Annotated in this window: 17 protein-coding genes; all 17 read right to left on the bottom strand. The window is 42.6% G+C overall.

Annotated features, from left to right (window positions below; translation table 11 throughout):
* Window positions 1-155: 155 nt before the first annotated feature.
* Window positions 156-1118 carry a PhoH family protein gene (locus JOC78_RS14505; RefSeq protein WP_204557131.1) on the bottom strand — a complete coding sequence of 321 codons (963 nt, stop codon included), beginning with the start codon at window positions 1116-1118 and terminating at the stop codon, window positions 156-158.
* A complete protein-coding gene (yqfD, locus tag JOC78_RS14500) occupies window positions 1108-2310 on the bottom strand; it encodes a sporulation protein YqfD (protein WP_204557129.1) in 1203 nt (400 codons plus the stop codon). Before yqfD ends, JOC78_RS14505 begins: the two co-directional genes overlap by 11 nt.
* A gap of 13 nt (window positions 2311-2323) precedes the next feature.
* On the bottom strand, window positions 2324-2608 hold the full coding sequence (gene yqfC, locus JOC78_RS14495; RefSeq protein ID WP_204557126.1) for a sporulation protein YqfC: 285 nt from the start codon (window positions 2606-2608) through the stop codon (window positions 2324-2326).
* Between the two features lie 57 nt (window positions 2609-2665).
* A complete protein-coding gene (locus JOC78_RS14490; protein ID WP_204557124.1) occupies window positions 2666-3049 on the bottom strand; it encodes a hypothetical protein in 384 nt (127 codons plus the stop codon).
* A 32-nt stretch (window positions 3050-3081) separates the two neighbouring features.
* The gene (gene floA / locus JOC78_RS14485; protein ID WP_204557123.1) at window positions 3082-4080 is read right to left on the bottom strand and encodes a flotillin-like protein FloA; all 999 of its coding nucleotides are present in this window, start codon (window positions 4078-4080) and stop codon (window positions 3082-3084) included.
* Between the two features lie 76 nt (window positions 4081-4156).
* Window positions 4157-5464: an NfeD family protein gene (locus JOC78_RS14480; protein ID WP_420829947.1), complete on the bottom strand. Its 1308-nt coding sequence runs from the start codon at window positions 5462-5464 to the stop codon at window positions 4157-4159.
* Between the two features lie 134 nt (window positions 5465-5598).
* Window positions 5599-6045: a GatB/YqeY domain-containing protein gene (locus JOC78_RS14475; RefSeq protein WP_204557122.1), complete on the bottom strand. Its 447-nt coding sequence runs from the start codon at window positions 6043-6045 to the stop codon at window positions 5599-5601.
* A gap of 16 nt (window positions 6046-6061) precedes the next feature.
* Window positions 6062-6235, bottom strand: coding sequence for a 30S ribosomal protein S21 (gene rpsU / locus JOC78_RS14470; protein ID WP_003152957.1), 174 nt, complete (start codon window positions 6233-6235; stop codon window positions 6062-6064).
* Between the two features lie 117 nt (window positions 6236-6352).
* Window positions 6353-7036, bottom strand: a complete 684-nt coding sequence (deoC, locus tag JOC78_RS14465) for a deoxyribose-phosphate aldolase (RefSeq protein ID WP_204557121.1) — start codon at window positions 7034-7036, stop codon at window positions 6353-6355.
* Window positions 7037-7218: 182 nt separating this feature from the next.
* Window positions 7219-8565, bottom strand: coding sequence for a tRNA (N(6)-L-threonylcarbamoyladenosine(37)-C(2))-methylthiotransferase MtaB (gene mtaB, locus JOC78_RS14460; RefSeq protein ID WP_204557120.1), 1347 nt, complete (start codon window positions 8563-8565; stop codon window positions 7219-7221).
* A 5-nt stretch (window positions 8566-8570) separates the two neighbouring features.
* Entirely contained in the window at window positions 8571-9323 is a 753-nt protein-coding gene (locus tag JOC78_RS14455; RefSeq protein ID WP_204557119.1) for a 16S rRNA (uracil(1498)-N(3))-methyltransferase, read from the bottom strand.
* Window positions 9324-9346: 23 nt separating this feature from the next.
* Window positions 9347-10285, bottom strand: coding sequence for a 50S ribosomal protein L11 methyltransferase (prmA, locus tag JOC78_RS14450; RefSeq protein ID WP_204557118.1), 939 nt, complete (start codon window positions 10283-10285; stop codon window positions 9347-9349).
* A 21-nt stretch (window positions 10286-10306) separates the two neighbouring features.
* On the bottom strand, window positions 10307-11425 hold the full coding sequence (gene dnaJ / locus JOC78_RS14445) for a molecular chaperone DnaJ (RefSeq protein ID WP_204557117.1): 1119 nt from the start codon (window positions 11423-11425) through the stop codon (window positions 10307-10309).
* Window positions 11426-11630: 205 nt separating this feature from the next.
* Entirely contained in the window at window positions 11631-13457 is a 1827-nt protein-coding gene (dnaK, locus tag JOC78_RS14440) for a molecular chaperone DnaK (protein ID WP_204557115.1), read from the bottom strand.
* A gap of 30 nt (window positions 13458-13487) precedes the next feature.
* Window positions 13488-14075: a nucleotide exchange factor GrpE gene (gene grpE / locus JOC78_RS14435; protein ID WP_204557112.1), complete on the bottom strand. Its 588-nt coding sequence runs from the start codon at window positions 14073-14075 to the stop codon at window positions 13488-13490.
* A 99-nt stretch (window positions 14076-14174) separates the two neighbouring features.
* Window positions 14175-15203, bottom strand: coding sequence for a heat-inducible transcriptional repressor HrcA (gene hrcA, locus JOC78_RS14430; protein ID WP_204557249.1), 1029 nt, complete (start codon window positions 15201-15203; stop codon window positions 14175-14177).
* Window positions 15204-15317: 114 nt separating this feature from the next.
* Window positions 15318-16463, bottom strand: coding sequence for a radical SAM family heme chaperone HemW (gene hemW / locus JOC78_RS14425; RefSeq protein ID WP_204557110.1), 1146 nt, complete (start codon window positions 16461-16463; stop codon window positions 15318-15320).
* Window positions 16464-16534: the final 71 nt, after the last annotated feature.

Below are 16534 nucleotides of genomic sequence, written 5' to 3'. Positions count from 1 at the left end.
CTCCCTCCTGCACCTATACTTATATGTATGATGATAACAGTTATTGGGAAAAAAATCATATCTTGGCTGACCAGTTCACTTCCTTCTCACAATTTTGTGGATAAAAAAAGCACCAAGGTCTTTAATCAACCTTGATGCCTGTTATCGAGCTGTGCTTATTCGTCTTTTTCCTCATAGGCTTGAATAATTCTGGCAACGAGCGGATGCCTTACTACATCGCTTTGTCCGAGGTAGATGAACGAAACGGATGCCACATCTTTTAAAATATGCTCTGCAGATACTAAGCCAGACTGAGCGCCGCGAGGCAAGTCTATTTGTGTACGGTCCCCGGTAATCACCATTTTCGACCCAAATCCAAGTCTTGTTAAAAACATTTTCATTTGGGCTTTCGTCGTGTTTTGAGCTTCATCGAGGATCACAAATGCATCGTCTAACGTACGGCCTCTCATATAGGCAAGCGGGGCAATTTCAATCGTTCCACGCTCAATTAAACGCTGAGTATGCTCCGTTCCTAATACATCATGCAGCGCATCATAAAGCGGGCGCAAATAGGGATCGACCTTTTCTTTTAGATCCCCGGGTAAAAAGCCAAGGCTTTCACCTGCTTCTACCGCTGGCCTTGTTAAAATGATTCGCTTCACTTGTCCATTTTTCAATGCGTGAACGGCCATAACAACTGCTAAATATGTTTTTCCTGTGCCGGCAGGACCAATGCCAAACACAAGATCACGCGAGCGAATCGCAGTAATATATTCCTGCTGGCCAAGCGTCTTAATGCGAATCGATTTGCCTTTCGCATTTTTGGTAATCTCCTGCTGGTATAATTCATCTAAATATTCAATCGTTCCGCGTTTTGCCATTTGGACCGCGTTGATGACATCCCGTTCACTGATGTTGATGCCTTTTCTAATGATCGAGAGCAGCTTGCGAATGATTTCATTCACTAGAAGAATAGCCTCTTCCTCACCTGAAATCCGGATGGCTTCTCCTCTGGTAATAATTGATACATTAAATTCTTCTTCAATTACTGTTAAGTTTTTGTCTGATACCCCAAATAAAGATACAGCTTCATTCGGGTCATCTAGCTGAATTTCTGTCATTTTTGTCTCATCTGACATCCTTTACGTCTCCTTGAATGATTGGTTGTCCAACCGCAATATTCTCAAGCACCTGGAAATGTACTATTAGCTTAACTTTATCATTCCCCATATGCCTCTGTAAAACCTTTTCCCCTATAATAACTGCTTTTTCAGGCAATTTTGTTTTTATATCATTTCTCGCTGACTCAAGCGCCGCTGATTCAGCTTCTTTGCGTGAGTACGTCCTCGTTGCTATTTCGCTTTCATATACGCTGACTTCTTCATAACTAATAGGCATGTCAAAACCTAAGAAAGACACGGAATGAATACGTTCATCCATTGAATATTGCTTAAACGCCGGGTCGGTAAACCCCCAAATCGGCACTTTGTATTGGCCGAAGCCTAGATAATGTTTCTTTACTGAGTCACCCGATAATACATGAAAGCTTGTCTTGACCGGAAGCTCAACAGCTGTTTTATACCAAGTCTCGCCTAATACTTTTCCTTTAGAAGCGATAAATTGATATTCCTTTTCGTTTCCGATATATCCTGTAACCAGAAGCTGCCCTTTTCTAACAAATTGTTCTTTTTTCACTACCGCTTGGCCTTTTTCAACAAACATTTTCACAATGACGGCATCCTTAGACGCCACAAGGTGCTGAGGGCCGGTAGCCTTCTTCACTTTCGGCATATTCTTTTCGACTACTTCAAAGCGGTAGGTGCTGCCGCTCAGCTTCACACCAATCCAAGTGATCCCTTCTATTCGATCCAACAGCTGTTTCTGCACCGTTTCAGGATCTTCCATTGAAAACTTTATCTTGCCTTTTTGTATGCCGATCTCGCTCAGGTTTTTGCGAATTTCATACTCTTTTTCAGGACTAGCACCATGGATATCAATCCGCCAGACAATATTCGAGAGAACAAACAGCAAGGCAAAAAATAATAAAGCGCCAGCTAAGAATCCAGAGCTTCTCCAGCCCCTTTTCATTAAAAAAGGAAAACCTTCACCCTTTGTCAGAGATATGCGGCCTTCAAACGACCGGGCACACCTTCTGAAATCCTGCAGATTATTTAGAGAAATCGTAAAGGTCAGCGCATGATCTCCTTGACGCTTCACTCCCCAAACAGGTACCTGCGCCCGGCTAAGCCTGTTCAAGAAACGTTCAGTGCCTAACCCCTTAATCTTTACATGAACCGTTCCATAGACAAAAGCAAGCCACTGATTCTTCAAGCTACCTCCTCCTCTAACTTTCTAAATAAGTAAGATGTTCGATTTTGCCTTCTAAAAGGATTTCTTCTGGCAATATCGTTTTGATCGTAAATGAATGGCCTTTAATTAAGAGCTGGCCTTTTGAAAGCAGCAGCCTGATTTCTTTATCCGAGAAGGCAAGCAGACCTCTATGGTTCTCTACGTATATATGGAGTTGCCCAATTAAGGTGATCCGAGGAAGGTCCATCATCACATCTTCAGGCAAATTCATTGATTTGGTTACCCAATTTCTCATTTGCTGGCTCCATTTTTTCGGCATAAAAAAGAACCCTCCTTTCCTCTCATGTGTATGAAAGGAATGGAGGGTTCATGCCTGTTATTTCTTTCTCCTTGCCTTCGGCGGGGCGAGGATTTCAGACAAAATGATCCCGTTGACGAGATCCGCCTCATCCATATTCAATGCTTGATCAGAAGCCTTATTTTGACGTTTTGCTTCTCGATTATAAGGGTGAGCAGCCGTTCGTTCCATACGGCCTCCAGCCTCCCGTACTGGCTGTCTGGAGCCCGGTTTAGCCTGCTCTGCTTTTTCTTTGACTGTTGCTTTCACTGTCTGCACTTTTTGTTCAACCACTGTTTTTTTCGGCACTTCAGAAGGAGCCGGCCTCGTTCTTCTAGGCACCGGTTTTTCATTATTCTCCTTCATTCTATTGGTCACACTAGCGATAATACCAATAACTATGGCAATGATAATGGATTCCACCAAGAAGACCTCCCTTCGTGCAAGGCAGTACCTTAATTGTCATCGCCTTTCAGATCTTTCTTTTTCCCTGTCATTTTGCCGATGGAATCACGCATATCTGTATCCGCATCAATATTTTTCATATTCAAGTAATCCATCACGCCCATATTGCCGCTGCGAAGTGCTTCCGCCATCGCAAGCGGTACGTCCGCCTCAGATTCTACTACTTTCGCTCTCATTTCCTGTACGCGGGCTTTCATTTCCTGTTCAGTGGCAACGGCCATCGCACGGCGCTCTTCCGCTTTCGCCTGAGCGATGTTCTTATCGGCTTCCGCCTGCTCTGTCTGCAGCTCAGCTCCAATATTCTTGCCGATATCTACATCCGCAATATCAATCGAAAGAATTTCAAATGCTGTTCCAGCGTCAAGACCCTTGCTTAAAACCGTTTGAGAAATTAAATCTGGGTTTTCAAGTACTTTCTTATGGTTATCACTAGAACCGATCGTACTAACAATACCTTCACCGACACGGGCAACAATCGTTTCTTCTCCTGCTCCCCCTACCAGCCGGTCAATATTCGCTCTAACCGTGATACGCGCTTTCGCCTTCACTTCAATCCCATCCATCGCCACACCCGCAATAAACGGGGTTTCAATCACTTTCGGATTTACGCTCATTTGCACAGCTTCTAATACGTCACGTCCCGCTAAATCAATCGCGGCTGCCCGTTCAAATGATAGCTCAATATTCGCTCGGTGCGCGGCAATTAATGCATTAACCACACGGTCCACATTACCCCCCGCTAAGTAATGGCTCTCTAGCTGATTCGTCGTCACATCAATGCCTGCTTTATGAGCTTTAATCAGCGGATTAATGACGCGGCTTGGAATAACCCGACGCAATCTCATTCCTACTAGTGTAAAGATACTTACTTTTACTCCTGCTGCCAATGCTGAAATCCACAGCATGACAGGAACAAACGTCAGCAAGATCGACAATAATATGATGCCGACAATAACCGCCCCTACTACAAAAATTAAACTGGCTTCCATTCCATTTCCTCCTTTTATTCTGAATACCTGTGGTCACTGACCATACGAGAACAGTTCCCTAAATATAGGTTTCAGTTTACTCCAAATCTCTTACAACTACACGTGAACCTTCTACTTTGACAATTTTCACTTGCTGTCCTGAGGCTATAAAACCGCCTTCTGTCACAGCATCAATCCGTTCACCATCTACTATTACGGTGCCAGACGGGCGAAACGGTGTTTTTGTGATGCCGACCTTTCCTAGTAATTCTTGTCGATTCACATTTGACACATAGCCTTTTTCTGTACTTGTGGAATCGGATAAAATGATCTTTTTAAAGAATTTCATTTTTTTACCAAACACCTTTACCATTAAAATCATGGCGACGCTTGTTACCGCCATGGCAATCAAAAGTGAAATGCCCATCCACTTTACACTGTCACCCGCAAGTAAAATACTCCCTGCCAAAGCAGTTAACCCAAGAAATCCGGCAATGCCCCATGGCAGAAAAATTTCTGCAATTAATAGGATGATTCCGAGAACAAATAGACCAATGGATTCGTATCCCGCAAGCCCTGCTACTGTATGCCCATAGAAAAATAATAGCAGAGAGGTTACTCCGGCGGCACCCGGCAGTCCAAAGCCTGGAGAGTACAATTCAAGCACTAATCCGAGACTGGCAAGTGATAAAAGAATCGGAACCACCACCGGATTCGTCACGAAGCGAGCAATCTTATCCGCCCAGGTTTCTTCTAACTCTTTCACTTTTGCCCCTGCCGCTCCTTCTGCTTCTAGTAATTCCGAAAGGCTTTCTACGGTCTGTTTAGAATAACCTGTCTCTTTTGCTTGCTTGGCTGTTAACGTGAGCAATTCTCCCTTTCCTGCATCATATTCGGGCAAATCAATGGAAGGGTCTGCCATCGCCATAGCATAAATAGGGTCTAGCCCTTTTGTTTCTGCCGCGCTCTTCATGGCTGAGCGCCAATAACTCTGCGCTTTCTTATCTGCCATATTTCCAGCTTGATCGATAATAGCTGCAGCTCCCATTTGTGCATTTGGCACCATATAGATTGCATCTGCATGCAATGAAATAAATGCCCCCGCTGACAATGCCCGATCGTTAATAAATGCAATGGTCCGCACCTCTTGTGCATCTAGAAGCTTGCCAATCTCGCCCGCCGCATTCACTAAACCTCCTGGTGTGTGGATGTCTAGAATAACGAGTTCAGCACCATTCTCCTCAGCCTCTTTAAAGCTTCGCTCCATGAATGCAAGCAGTCCTTTTTCTACTTCTTCATGAACAGGGATCACATATACAGCTGGTTCCTCTGCAAAGGATGGCTTCATTGGAAAGAATAAGAATAATAGCATAACTGCAGCTGTAACCCATTTTATACGCATCATTCGTAATTAATCACCACCTTTTTCAGAAAATGGCATTTGACTACTATACGTTTATTGTAAGCTAAAAGTTTCAACTTTATTTGTTTATTTGTAAGCAAAAAAAAATAAGAGATGGCAGCAGCCATCTCTTATTTTTATGAAAGTTTTTTCTGAACCAGCTTATTTACAAGCCCGCCGTCTGATTTACCTTTAACTTTTGGCATTAGTGCGCCCATTACTTTACCAATATCCGCTTTAGAGGAAGCATTAACTTCATCAATCGTTTCCTGAACAATTGCTTCAAGTTCTTCTTCTGAAAGCTGCTTCGGCATGTATATGTTCACGTAAGTTAGTTCAGTTTGAATTTTTTCAACCAAGTCGTGACGACCTGCTTTTTCAAATTCATTGAGGGAGTCTTTGCGTTGTTTCACTTCGCGAGAAAGGATTGCCAATTCTTGATCTTCTGTCAATTCTGTGTTGCCTTGTTTAATCGCTTCATTTTGCAATGCCGCTTTCAACATACGAATGACAGTTAATTTGTCTTTTTCTTTATTCTTCATCGCTTGCTTCATATCATTATTTAAACGCTCGAGAAGACTCATTGTTACACCCTCTCTCTTAGAACTTACGTTTTCTAGCCGCTTCAGACTTCTTTTTACGCTTAACGCTTGGTTTTTCGTAGAATTCACGCTTTCTAGCTTCCTGTAAAGTACCAGTTTTGGAAACAGAGCGTTTGAAACGACGTAGAGCATCTTCAAGCGATTCGTTTTTGCGAACAACTGTTTTTGACATTTCTCTTTCCCTCCCTCCGAACACATTACGATTACATGTTCCGTTATGGAAATTCCATGTACTAAAATATTATAATACAAGCATTAGATTTGGTCAAGAAAATTTCTTTACAATCGATTAGTAGTCAGAATCGCTTTTTAAACCTTGAACGATCTTTACACCTGAACTCGCACCAATTCTAGTTGCTCCTGCTTTAATCATTGTTAAAGCATCCTCCTGGCTGCGAACGCCTCCAGACGCCTTCACACCAATATCTTGTCCAACTGTGTTTCTCATTAAACGGACATCTGCTTCTGTCGCTCCGCCTGTTGAGAACCCAGTCGATGTTTTCACATAATCTGTACCAGCGCTTACTGCAATCTCACAAGCTTTGCGTTTTTCTTCATCATTCAAGAGGCTTGTTTCAATGATGACTTTAGACAGCGCTTTGCCCTTTGCAGAAGCCGTCACAGCTTGAATATCCTTTTGTACTGTTTCATAATCGCCGTCTTTTAATGCGCCGATGTTTATAACCATATCGACTTCCTGCGCGCCGTTTTCAATCGCATTTTTTGTCTCAAATGCTTTTACCTCAGCTGTTGTTGCACCAAGCGGAAAACCAATAACCGTACAGACTTTCACCTCTGTACCCTTTAATTGCTCATAGGCAAAAGCCACCCAAGTAGGATTCACACATACAGAAGCAAACCCATATTCTTTCGCTTCTTGGCAAAGTGTCTCCACTTCCGCTTTCGTTGCATCTGCTTTTAACAGCGTATGGTCAATTGTTTTTGCAATATTTCCAAGATTGTCTACTATCATGCTTAATCTCCTTCCAAACCACGATGTACGTACCTCTGTATTTTATCACCGATTACACAAAATTGCGAGACACCCTCAATATTATTTACGGCCATGAGAACGAAGGCCGTTCTTCTTATCTTTACCCGATCTTCCAACATTTAAAAACCTTTCATGGCTCTGCATGAAAGGTTTTTAATGCTTTACGGACTGACGATGCTCATTTCATCATCCATTACTCGAACAAACTGTCCTTCGTTATAAGGATAGCCCGCTTTTTCTATTTTCACTTTTACTAGTTTTCCAACCATGTCTTCCGTCCCTTTAAAGACGACCTTTAGATAGTTGTCAGTATAGCCAACATATAAGCCTTCTTCTGATCCCTCTTTAAACAGTTCTTCCGGGATCACTTCAAGAACTTCGCCTTCAAATTGCGAAGCATATTCTTTAGCCAATTGATCAGAAAGAGCGATTAAACGGTGAACGCGCTCGTTTTTCACACCTTCATCCACTTGATCGTCCATTCTGGCAGCAGGCGTACCCGTACGTTTGGAATAAGGGAATACATGCAGTTCTGAAAACTTGTTATCTTTAATAAACTGATAGGTTTCTTCGAATTCCTCTTCTGTCTCTCCAGGGAACCCTACGATAACGTCCGATGTGACCGCAAGCCCAGGAAGCGCCTCTTTCAATCGGTTTAAACGATCCGCAAAAAATTCCATTGTATACTTTCTCCGCATCCGCTTAAGGACTGTGTTCGATCCCGATTGCAGAGGAACATGCAAATGACGGACAACAATATTCGAGCGATCAATGACTTCAATCACTTCATCAGTCAGCTGACTAGCTTCAATGGAAGAAATACGAATACGCTTTAGCCCTTTGACCTTGCTTTCAAGATCCGTCAATAGCATAGCCAGATTATAATCTTTAAAGTCTGACCCATAGCCTCCTGTATGAATGCCTGTTAAAACAATTTCTTTATAACCAGCATCAACTAACTGCTGTGCCTGATGAATGACTTCTTCTGGATTACGGGAGCGCATTAATCCGCGAGCCCAAGGAATAATACAGAACGTACAGAAGTTATTGCAGCCTTCTTGAATTTTCAAGGAAGCTCTTGTTCTGTCAGTAAATGCCGGCACGTCTAATTCTTCGTACACACGGCTTTTCATAATATTGCCAACGCCGTTGATCGGCTGGCGTTCACGTTTAAATTGCTCAATATATTCCAGCATTTTCACTCGATCCTGCGTTCCGACAACAACATCCACTCCAGGAATCGCCATGATTTCAGCTGGTGAAGTCTGTGCATAACATCCAGTTACACAAATAACGGCATCCGGATTTTTCCGGACAGCGCGTCGAATCACTTGACGGCTTTTTTTATCTCCTGTATTCGTCACGGTGCATGTGTTAATGACATACACATCTGCCATCGCTTCAAATTCTCCGCGCTCATAACCTTGCTCTTTGAATAATTGCCAAATTGCTTCGGTCTCATAATGGTTTACTTTACATCCAAGTGTTTGGAATGCCACTGTAGGCAAATTCATCACCTCATAAGTTCAAATTGATAAGAGACAGCTGATAAAACATATAAAGGCGCCGTTTCTGTCCGTAAAATTCTCGGCCCCAGTCCGCATGGGATAAATCCGTTATCTGTAAGCTTTTTTACTTCTTTATCAGAAATTCCGCCCTCAGGTCCAAAAACCACGATAAGGTCGTCATCTGGCTTCATGCTTTTCAGCACTTTATGAAAGGCAGCCGTTTCTCCTTGTTTCGCTTCTTCTTCGTAAGCAAATATTTTATAAGAATATTCCGTTCCCAATTGAATTAATTGATCAAAGTTCATCGGCTGATAGACTTCAGGAATAAGGTTGCGATGAGATTGTTCTGCGGCTTCTTTCGCAATCTTTGACCAGCGTTCCGTCTTTTTCTCTGCCTTTTTCGCATCAAGCTTCACAACGGAGCGATCCGCATGAAAAGGGATAAAGCAGCCGGCTCCAAGCTCTGTCCCTTTTTGGATCACGTATTCGAGTTTATCCCCTTTCGGCAGGCCGCTCGCAATCGCCACCTTTACCGGCAGTTCTTTGTCGTCTGTCACCCATTCTACAATAAATGCCTGCGCATAATCTTTGGAAATCTCTTCCACCTCTGCAATAGCCGCTTCTTTCGACGGGAAAACAACAAACAGGCGGTCGCCTGCTTGCATTCTCATAACCCGTGATAAATGATGAAAGTCTTCCCCGGCTATTGTAACCGTCCGTTCATCTGCAGGACGCTCATTTATAAAGTACCTTTGCATGACAAGACCACCCCAATATACATTTACTTTTTCTTGCCGATAATGGCCACCCAGTCTTCCATGAGCAATGTTTCTTCAATCTCAAATCCTGCACCCGCGACAGCTGATTTCACGAGGTCTTTCTTTTGGCCAATAATGCCAGAAGAGATGAAATAACCGCCTGGCTTCACCACTTGTGCCACTTCATCTGTAAATGAGAGAATGACCTCTGCTAAAATATTCGCAACCACTACATCCACTTGTTCGTGAATGCCGTCTAAAAGATTATTTTTCGATACGGACACGATGTCCTGCACCTGGTTGAGTTCAATATTTTCCTGAGCTGCTTTTACAGCCACTTCATCGAGGTCAAGCGCTGTTACTTTCTTAGCTCCCAGTAATGCTGCGCCAATGCTCAATACACCTGAACCAGTTCCAACATCCACTACGTGATCGCCTTCTTTTACATATCTTTCGAGCGACTGCAGACACATAACGGTTGTCGGATGAGTACCTGTGCCAAACGCCATTCCAGGGTCTAACTCAATAATTAATTCATCAGTATTTACCCGCTCGTAATCCTCCCATGAAGGAACAATCGTAAATTTTTCTGAAATTTTTACTGAGTTATAATATTGTTTCCAAGCGGTTGCCCAGTCCTCTTCTTGCACCTCTGTTATTTTCACTACGTTTTTGCCTATATCAATATGATAAGATTCAAGGTTTTTAATGGACTGGATAATTCCATCCGTCGTTTCTGCCACAAAGCTGTTTACAGGTAAATAAGCTTTGACAATGACCCCTTCATCCGGGTAATCAAGAGGGTCAAGCTGGTAGATTTCTCCAAATTGATCTTCTCGTTCTTTTTCCAATTCTAAAGGATCTTCAATTACAACTCCGCTTGCGCCCGCCTCGTGCAAAATATTAGAAATAGGCTCTACTGCTTCGTTTGTTGTTTGAATGCTAATTTCCGACCACTTCATGCCCTACCAGCTCCGTTCTCATTAATCACGCTTTAGTGCGCGTTTTACCTTGTCAAAAAAACCTGCTTGCTGTTCATCCAGCATTTCTCCGCTTACTTCTGCAAATTCTCTTAAAAGCTGCTTTTGTTTTTCGTTTAGCTTCGCTGGAGTAATGACTTTCACGCGAATATGCTGGTCTCCTGTTCCATACCCTCTGACATTCGGCACACCTTTGCCGCGAAGGCGGAATTTCGTGCCTGTTTGCGTGCCAGCAGGAACTTTCAGCTTAATTTTTCCGTGCAGCGTCGGCACTTCTATTTCATCTCCAAGCGCCGCTTGAACAAACGTCACTGGAATTTCACAATAAATATCATCGCCATCACGTTCAAACAATTCGTGAGGCAGCACGCGGAAGACGATATACAAGTCTCCTGAAGGGCCGCCATTAATTCCGGCTTCTCCATGACCTGACACGCGCAGCTGCTGGCCATCATCAATTCCTGCAGGGATTTTCACATGAATTTTTTGCATCTTCGTAACCGTTCCCTCGCCGCTGCAAGTTCCACATTTCTCCTTAATCGTTTGGCCGGAGCCGCTGCAGTATGGACATGTACGGCGATTAACAATGCGTCCAAACGGCGTGTTTTGTTCCACATTCAACTGGCCCGCGCCGTGACAATGTGAACATGTCTCCGGTTTAGTGCCTGGCTTAGCTCCTGTTCCGCTGCAAGTTCCGCACTCTTCTTCTTTCGGAATTTCGATGTCTGTTTCCTTGCCGAACACTGCTTCTTCAAACTTAATGGTCATTGTATATTGAAGATCTGCACCTTGTCGCGGCGCATTAGGATCTCTCCTTCTGCCGCCTCCGCCAAAGAACGAACTAAAGATATCTTCAAAGCCGCCAAAGCCGCCGCCGAAATCAGAACCTCCAAAACCTTGATTGGGATCCGTGTGTCCAAACTGATCGTACTGAGCACGTTTTTGATCATCACTTAGAGCCTCATAAGCTTCTTTTACTTCTTTGAATTTCTCATCGGCTCCCGCTTCTTTATTAATATCCGGGTGATATTTCTTTGATAGCTTTCGGTATGCTTTTTTAATTTCTTCTTTTGAGGCGCTTTTTCCCACCCCTAAAACTTCATAAAAATCTCGTTTGCTCATCTATAAACACTCCCCGATTCCATTCGCATAAAGGATATTTTAACACAGTTTCTATTGAATAGTGAATAGTTAATACGGATTGGCTCTACTGCAGAATCTCTATCCGCTTTGAAAGCTCCCTGCGTTTGATTAGCGGCTATTCATGAAAAAAGCCAAAGCCAAGACCTTCTTGACTTTGACTTCTATTTTTTTATTGAGCTTGCAATTATTTGTCGTCTTTTACTTCTTCATATTCTGCATCGACTACATCGTCATCGCCTTTTTGTCCTTGCTCTTGGCCTTCTTGAGCCTGAGCTTGTTTCGCTGCTTCTTCATACAGCTTCATAGACATCGCTTGAACGATTTCCTGCAGTTCATCTTTCTTCGTGCGGATCGCTTCAAGATCATTCTTTTCAACCGCTTCTTTCAGCGCATCCTTCGCTTCTTCAGCTTTTTTCACCTCTTCTTCTTCCACTTTGCCTTCAAGGTCTTTCAGTGTTTTTTCTGTTGTGAAGATTAATTGATCTGCTTCGTTTTTCAGTTCAATTTCTTCTTTCAGCTTTTGGTCTGCTTCTGCATTTTCTTCCGCTTCTTTTACCATGCGGTCGATTTCATCGTCAGATAGACCTGAAGAAGATTTAATTGTGATGTTTTGCTCTTTGCCAGTGCCTAAATCTTTCGCACTTACGTTTACGATACCGTTTTTATCGATATCAAATGTTACTTCTACTTGCGGCACGCCGCGTGGTGCTGGAGGAATGTCCGCTAATTGGAAACGGCCAAGTGTTTTGTTGGCAGAAGCCATCGGTCTTTCCCCTTGAAGCACATGGATATCAACTGCTGTCTGGTTATCTGCAGCTGTTGAGAACACTTGTGATTTAGATGTTGGAATCGTTGTATTGCGGTCGATTAATTTCGTGAATACACCGCCCATTGTTTCAATTCCAAGAGATAGAGGAGTGACGTCAAGAAGAACAACGTCTTTGACATCTCCAGTCAGAACTCCACCTTGAATCGCTGCACCCATTGCTACTACTTCATCAGGGTTTACACCTTTATGCGGGTCTTTGCCTGTCGCTTTTTTGATTGCTTCTTGAACTGCTGGAATACGTGTAGAACCGCCAACTAAGATAACTTTATCAAGTTCAGAAGCTTGAAGTCCTGCATCTTGAAGCGCTTGACGAGTTGGTCCCATTGTACGCTCAACTAAGTCAGCAGACAGCTCTTCGAATTTCGCACGGCTTAGTGTTAATTCTAAGTGAAGAGGACCTGCGTCTCCAGCTGTGATAAATGGAAGGGAGATTTGTGTAGACGTTACGCCTGACAAATCTTTCTTCGCTTTTTCAGCCGCATCTTTTAAACGCTGCATCGCCATTTTATCTTTTGCAAGATCAATGCCGTTTTCTTTTTTGAACTCTTGTACTAAGTGGTCGATGATCACTTGGTCAAAGTCATCTCCGCCTAGACGGTTGTCACCGGCTGTAGAGCGAACTTCAAAAACACCGTCGCCAAGTTCAAGAATAGATACGTCGAACGTGCCGCCGCCAAGGTCATAAACAAGAATCGTTTGATCTTCATCCATTTTATCTAAACCGTAAGCAAGAGCTGCCGCTGTCGGTTCATTGATAATACGCTCAACTTCAAGACCAGCGATTTTACCAGCGTCTTTCGTTGCTTGGCGCTCTGCATCATTAAAGTACGCAGGAACCGTAATAACTGCTTTTTCTACTTTTTCACCTAAATAGTCTTCTGCATATGATTTAAGGTATTGAAGAATCATCGCAGAAAGTTCTTGTGGAGAATATTCTTTGCCGTCGATGACTTCTTTATGGTTCGTACCCATATGACGTTTGATGGAAATGATTGTGTTCGGGTTTGTGATCGCTTGACGCTTCGCTACTTCCCCTACTTGACGCTCATCATTTTTAAATGCAACAACTGATGGCGTTGTGCGGTTTCCTTCTGGATTTGGAATAACTTTTGGTTCTCCGCCTTCAAGAACCGACACACATGAGTTAGTTGTACCTAAATCGATACCAATAATTTTGCTCATTGCAAAAAACCTCCTGAATAATATGTAATGTTATTGATTAACTTTCACCATAGACGGACGAATAACGCGGTCTTTCAGCATAAAGCCTTTTTGGAATTCTTCGACCACAACATTGGATTCATAGCCCTCTACACTATCCGTCATAACTGCTTGATGGAAATTCGGATCAAACTCGCTGCCTACCGCTTCAATTGCTTTGACGCCTTCTTTCTCAAGCGCAGCGATAATGCCTTTATATACCATTTCCATTCCTTGCAGCAGCGACTGAGTTTGTTCGTTTGTCGCTTCAATTTTTAACGCTCGATCAAAATTGTCGACTAACGGAAGAAGTTCAGCGATTAAGCTTTGTGCGCGATACTTCTCGCTTGCTTCTTTTTCGATTTGTGTACGTCTGCGTAAGTTATCGAAATCTGCACGAAGACGCAAATAGCGATTTTCTGATTCAGCGAGCTTTTGTTCTAATTCATTTATTTTTTCAGAAGCTGGATCGGCTGCGTTCTCTTCTGCGTCGGATGATACCGATTCTACATCGGCAGCTTCTGTCCCTTCTTCTGTCAATGGTTGTTCTTCATTCATCATTGCATCTTCTTGAATGTCTTGTTGATTCTTTTCTGCCATTGATTTCACCTCCTTAAAATGAATCTAACAGGCACAAAGAGTCCAGAAATTGGCCAAAAGCGCCAACTCCTCCTCTTTTTCATTATTATTGATGCCCTATTAACTTCTATATAAATCAGTCAGCGCCTTTGTCATATCATGACTTAAAAAGTCCACTAAGCTGATCACACGTGAATATTCCATTCGCGTTGGCCCTAAAATGGCTATCGTACCCACTTGTTCTTCTCCAATTGCATAGGAAGCTGTGATTAAGCTGCAATGCTCCATTGCCAGTTCTTGATTTTCTTTGCCGATTTTCACTTGAATTCCCATTGGAATGTCTCGAATTAATTGATAGATGCCTTTTTCTTGTTCGATCATATCCATCACTAAACGGACTTTCTCAATATCGTGAAATTCAGGCTGGTTCAGCATATTCGTTTTGCCGCCAAAGAATAGCTTTTCATTAGGAGACAAATCGAGCGCATTGGCAAACATATTGAGCATCACATCGTAGTTATTCATATGCTGACGCATGAGTGTTACCACTTCTTTATATAATTTGGTATGAAGTTCTGAAAGCGGAACACCCACTAAGCGCTCATTTAAGATATTTACCATTTTTTCAATATCTGAAGCATCAACTTGCGGCGGAAGTGTAAACGTTCTGTTTTCGACATGACCTGTATCGGTTACAATAATCGCAATGGCCGTATCTCTGCCGAGCGGAACAATCTGCAATTTTCTAACCTTATTCTCTTTAATGCCTGGACCTAAGACAATCGCGGTGTAACTGGTAAGGTCCGATAAGATCTTAGCCGATTTTTGAACAACTTTCTCCATTTCATAGATGCGGTCAGAAAAGATAGAATGAATTGTTTCCACTTCTGTATGATCCAGCTGTTTAGGATGCAGCAGGTTATCTACGTAGTATCGATACCCTTTTTCAGAAGGAATACGCCCCGAAGACGTATGAGTTTTTTCAATGAAACCCATCTCTTCTAAATCAGCCATTTCATTTCTGATCGTGGCTGAGCTGAAGGTGATTTCCTCTTTTTTAGATAAACTGCGAGACCCTACTGGCTGAGCAGACTGAATGAAATCATCAATAATGACTTGTAATATAAAAAGTTGACGATCTGTTAACAACATTCATCACCTCTGTTAGCACTCTCATAGAATGAGTGCTAAATCTATAAATAAATTATCAAAATCAACTCTTATTGTCAACGGACGCGCTCATAAAATTCATCATACTTCTCACTAATTCTCTATAGAAAGTAAAAACGCTTGAAAAACTTCGTTTCCTAACAACTTCCCCGCTTCTGTTAACTGCAGCCATTCACCATCTTCTACCTTTAGCAATCCGCGAGAAGACATGCCCGCAATCGGTTCTTTAAATAATTCAAATAGAGGCAGGTCATATTTCTTTTCAAATCCAGCCGCAGAAACTCCCCGCATTTTTCTTAAGCCGAGAAACATTTCTTCTTCCATCATTTCTGCTTTTGTCAGCGTGCTTTCCGTAATATAAGGGAGCCGCCCCTGTTCAATCGGTTCCATATATTTTTTCAGCGGTCCATGATTGGATCTTCTTACACCATCAGTATAAGAGTGAGCCCCTGCGCCAAACCCGTAATAGGATTCATTATCCCAATACACAAGATTATGAAGGCTTTCATAACCTGGTTTTGCAAAATTACTGATCTCGTATTGCCTCAAACCGTAATCACTCATTTTCTCCATTAATAATTCGTACATGTGAGCTTCTGTCTCCACTTTTGGGAGTGGCAGACGGTCTTTTCTCATCAAGTTATAAAAAACCGTCTTTGGTTCAATGATGAGAGAATACCCTGAATAATGAGGCAAACCAAGAGCTAACGCCTCGTCTAATGTCTCTCGGAAATCTTCCAGCGTTTGATTAGGGAGCGCATAGATCAAGTCGATGCTGATATTTTCAAAGCCCTCCGCTTGTGCCAGTTTAATTGTTGATAAAACGTCCGCACGGGTATGCGTACGGCCAATCGAACGCAGGAGATCATCATTAAATGTTTGAACACCAAGACTTAAACGATTTACGCCGTATTCTTTAAGCACCTTTAATTTATCCTTCGTCAAATCGCCAGGGTTCGCTTCAAAAGTGAATTCCCCCTGTTCAAAAGGCAAATAGGAACGAATGCTTCCGCACAGTTTTTCTAGCTGTTCGGCATTTAAAGCCGTAGGTGTGCCGCCTCCGACAAAAATAGTATCTAACTTCTCTGCAGGATACTTTTCAAGCGTTAATTTCATTTCGTCAGCTAATGCATTCAAATAGCCATCGACCGGCTGATTTTTTAAAAATACTTTATTGAAATCGCAGTAATGGCATATTTGCTGGCAAAAAGGAATGTGGATATAAGCTGAACGCGTCATGTATAAAACTCCTCTAAATGATGAAATAACGAGAAAAAGGGTCAGCCTGTATGCTTTCCCTTCCTCTCAAA

It is taken from the genome of Bacillus ectoiniformans, from assembly GCF_016908875.1.
GTDB lineage: Bacteria > Bacillota > Bacilli > Bacillales > Domibacillaceae > Bacillus_BX > Bacillus_BX ectoiniformans.
This window is presented reverse-complemented; position numbering and strand designations above follow the sequence as displayed.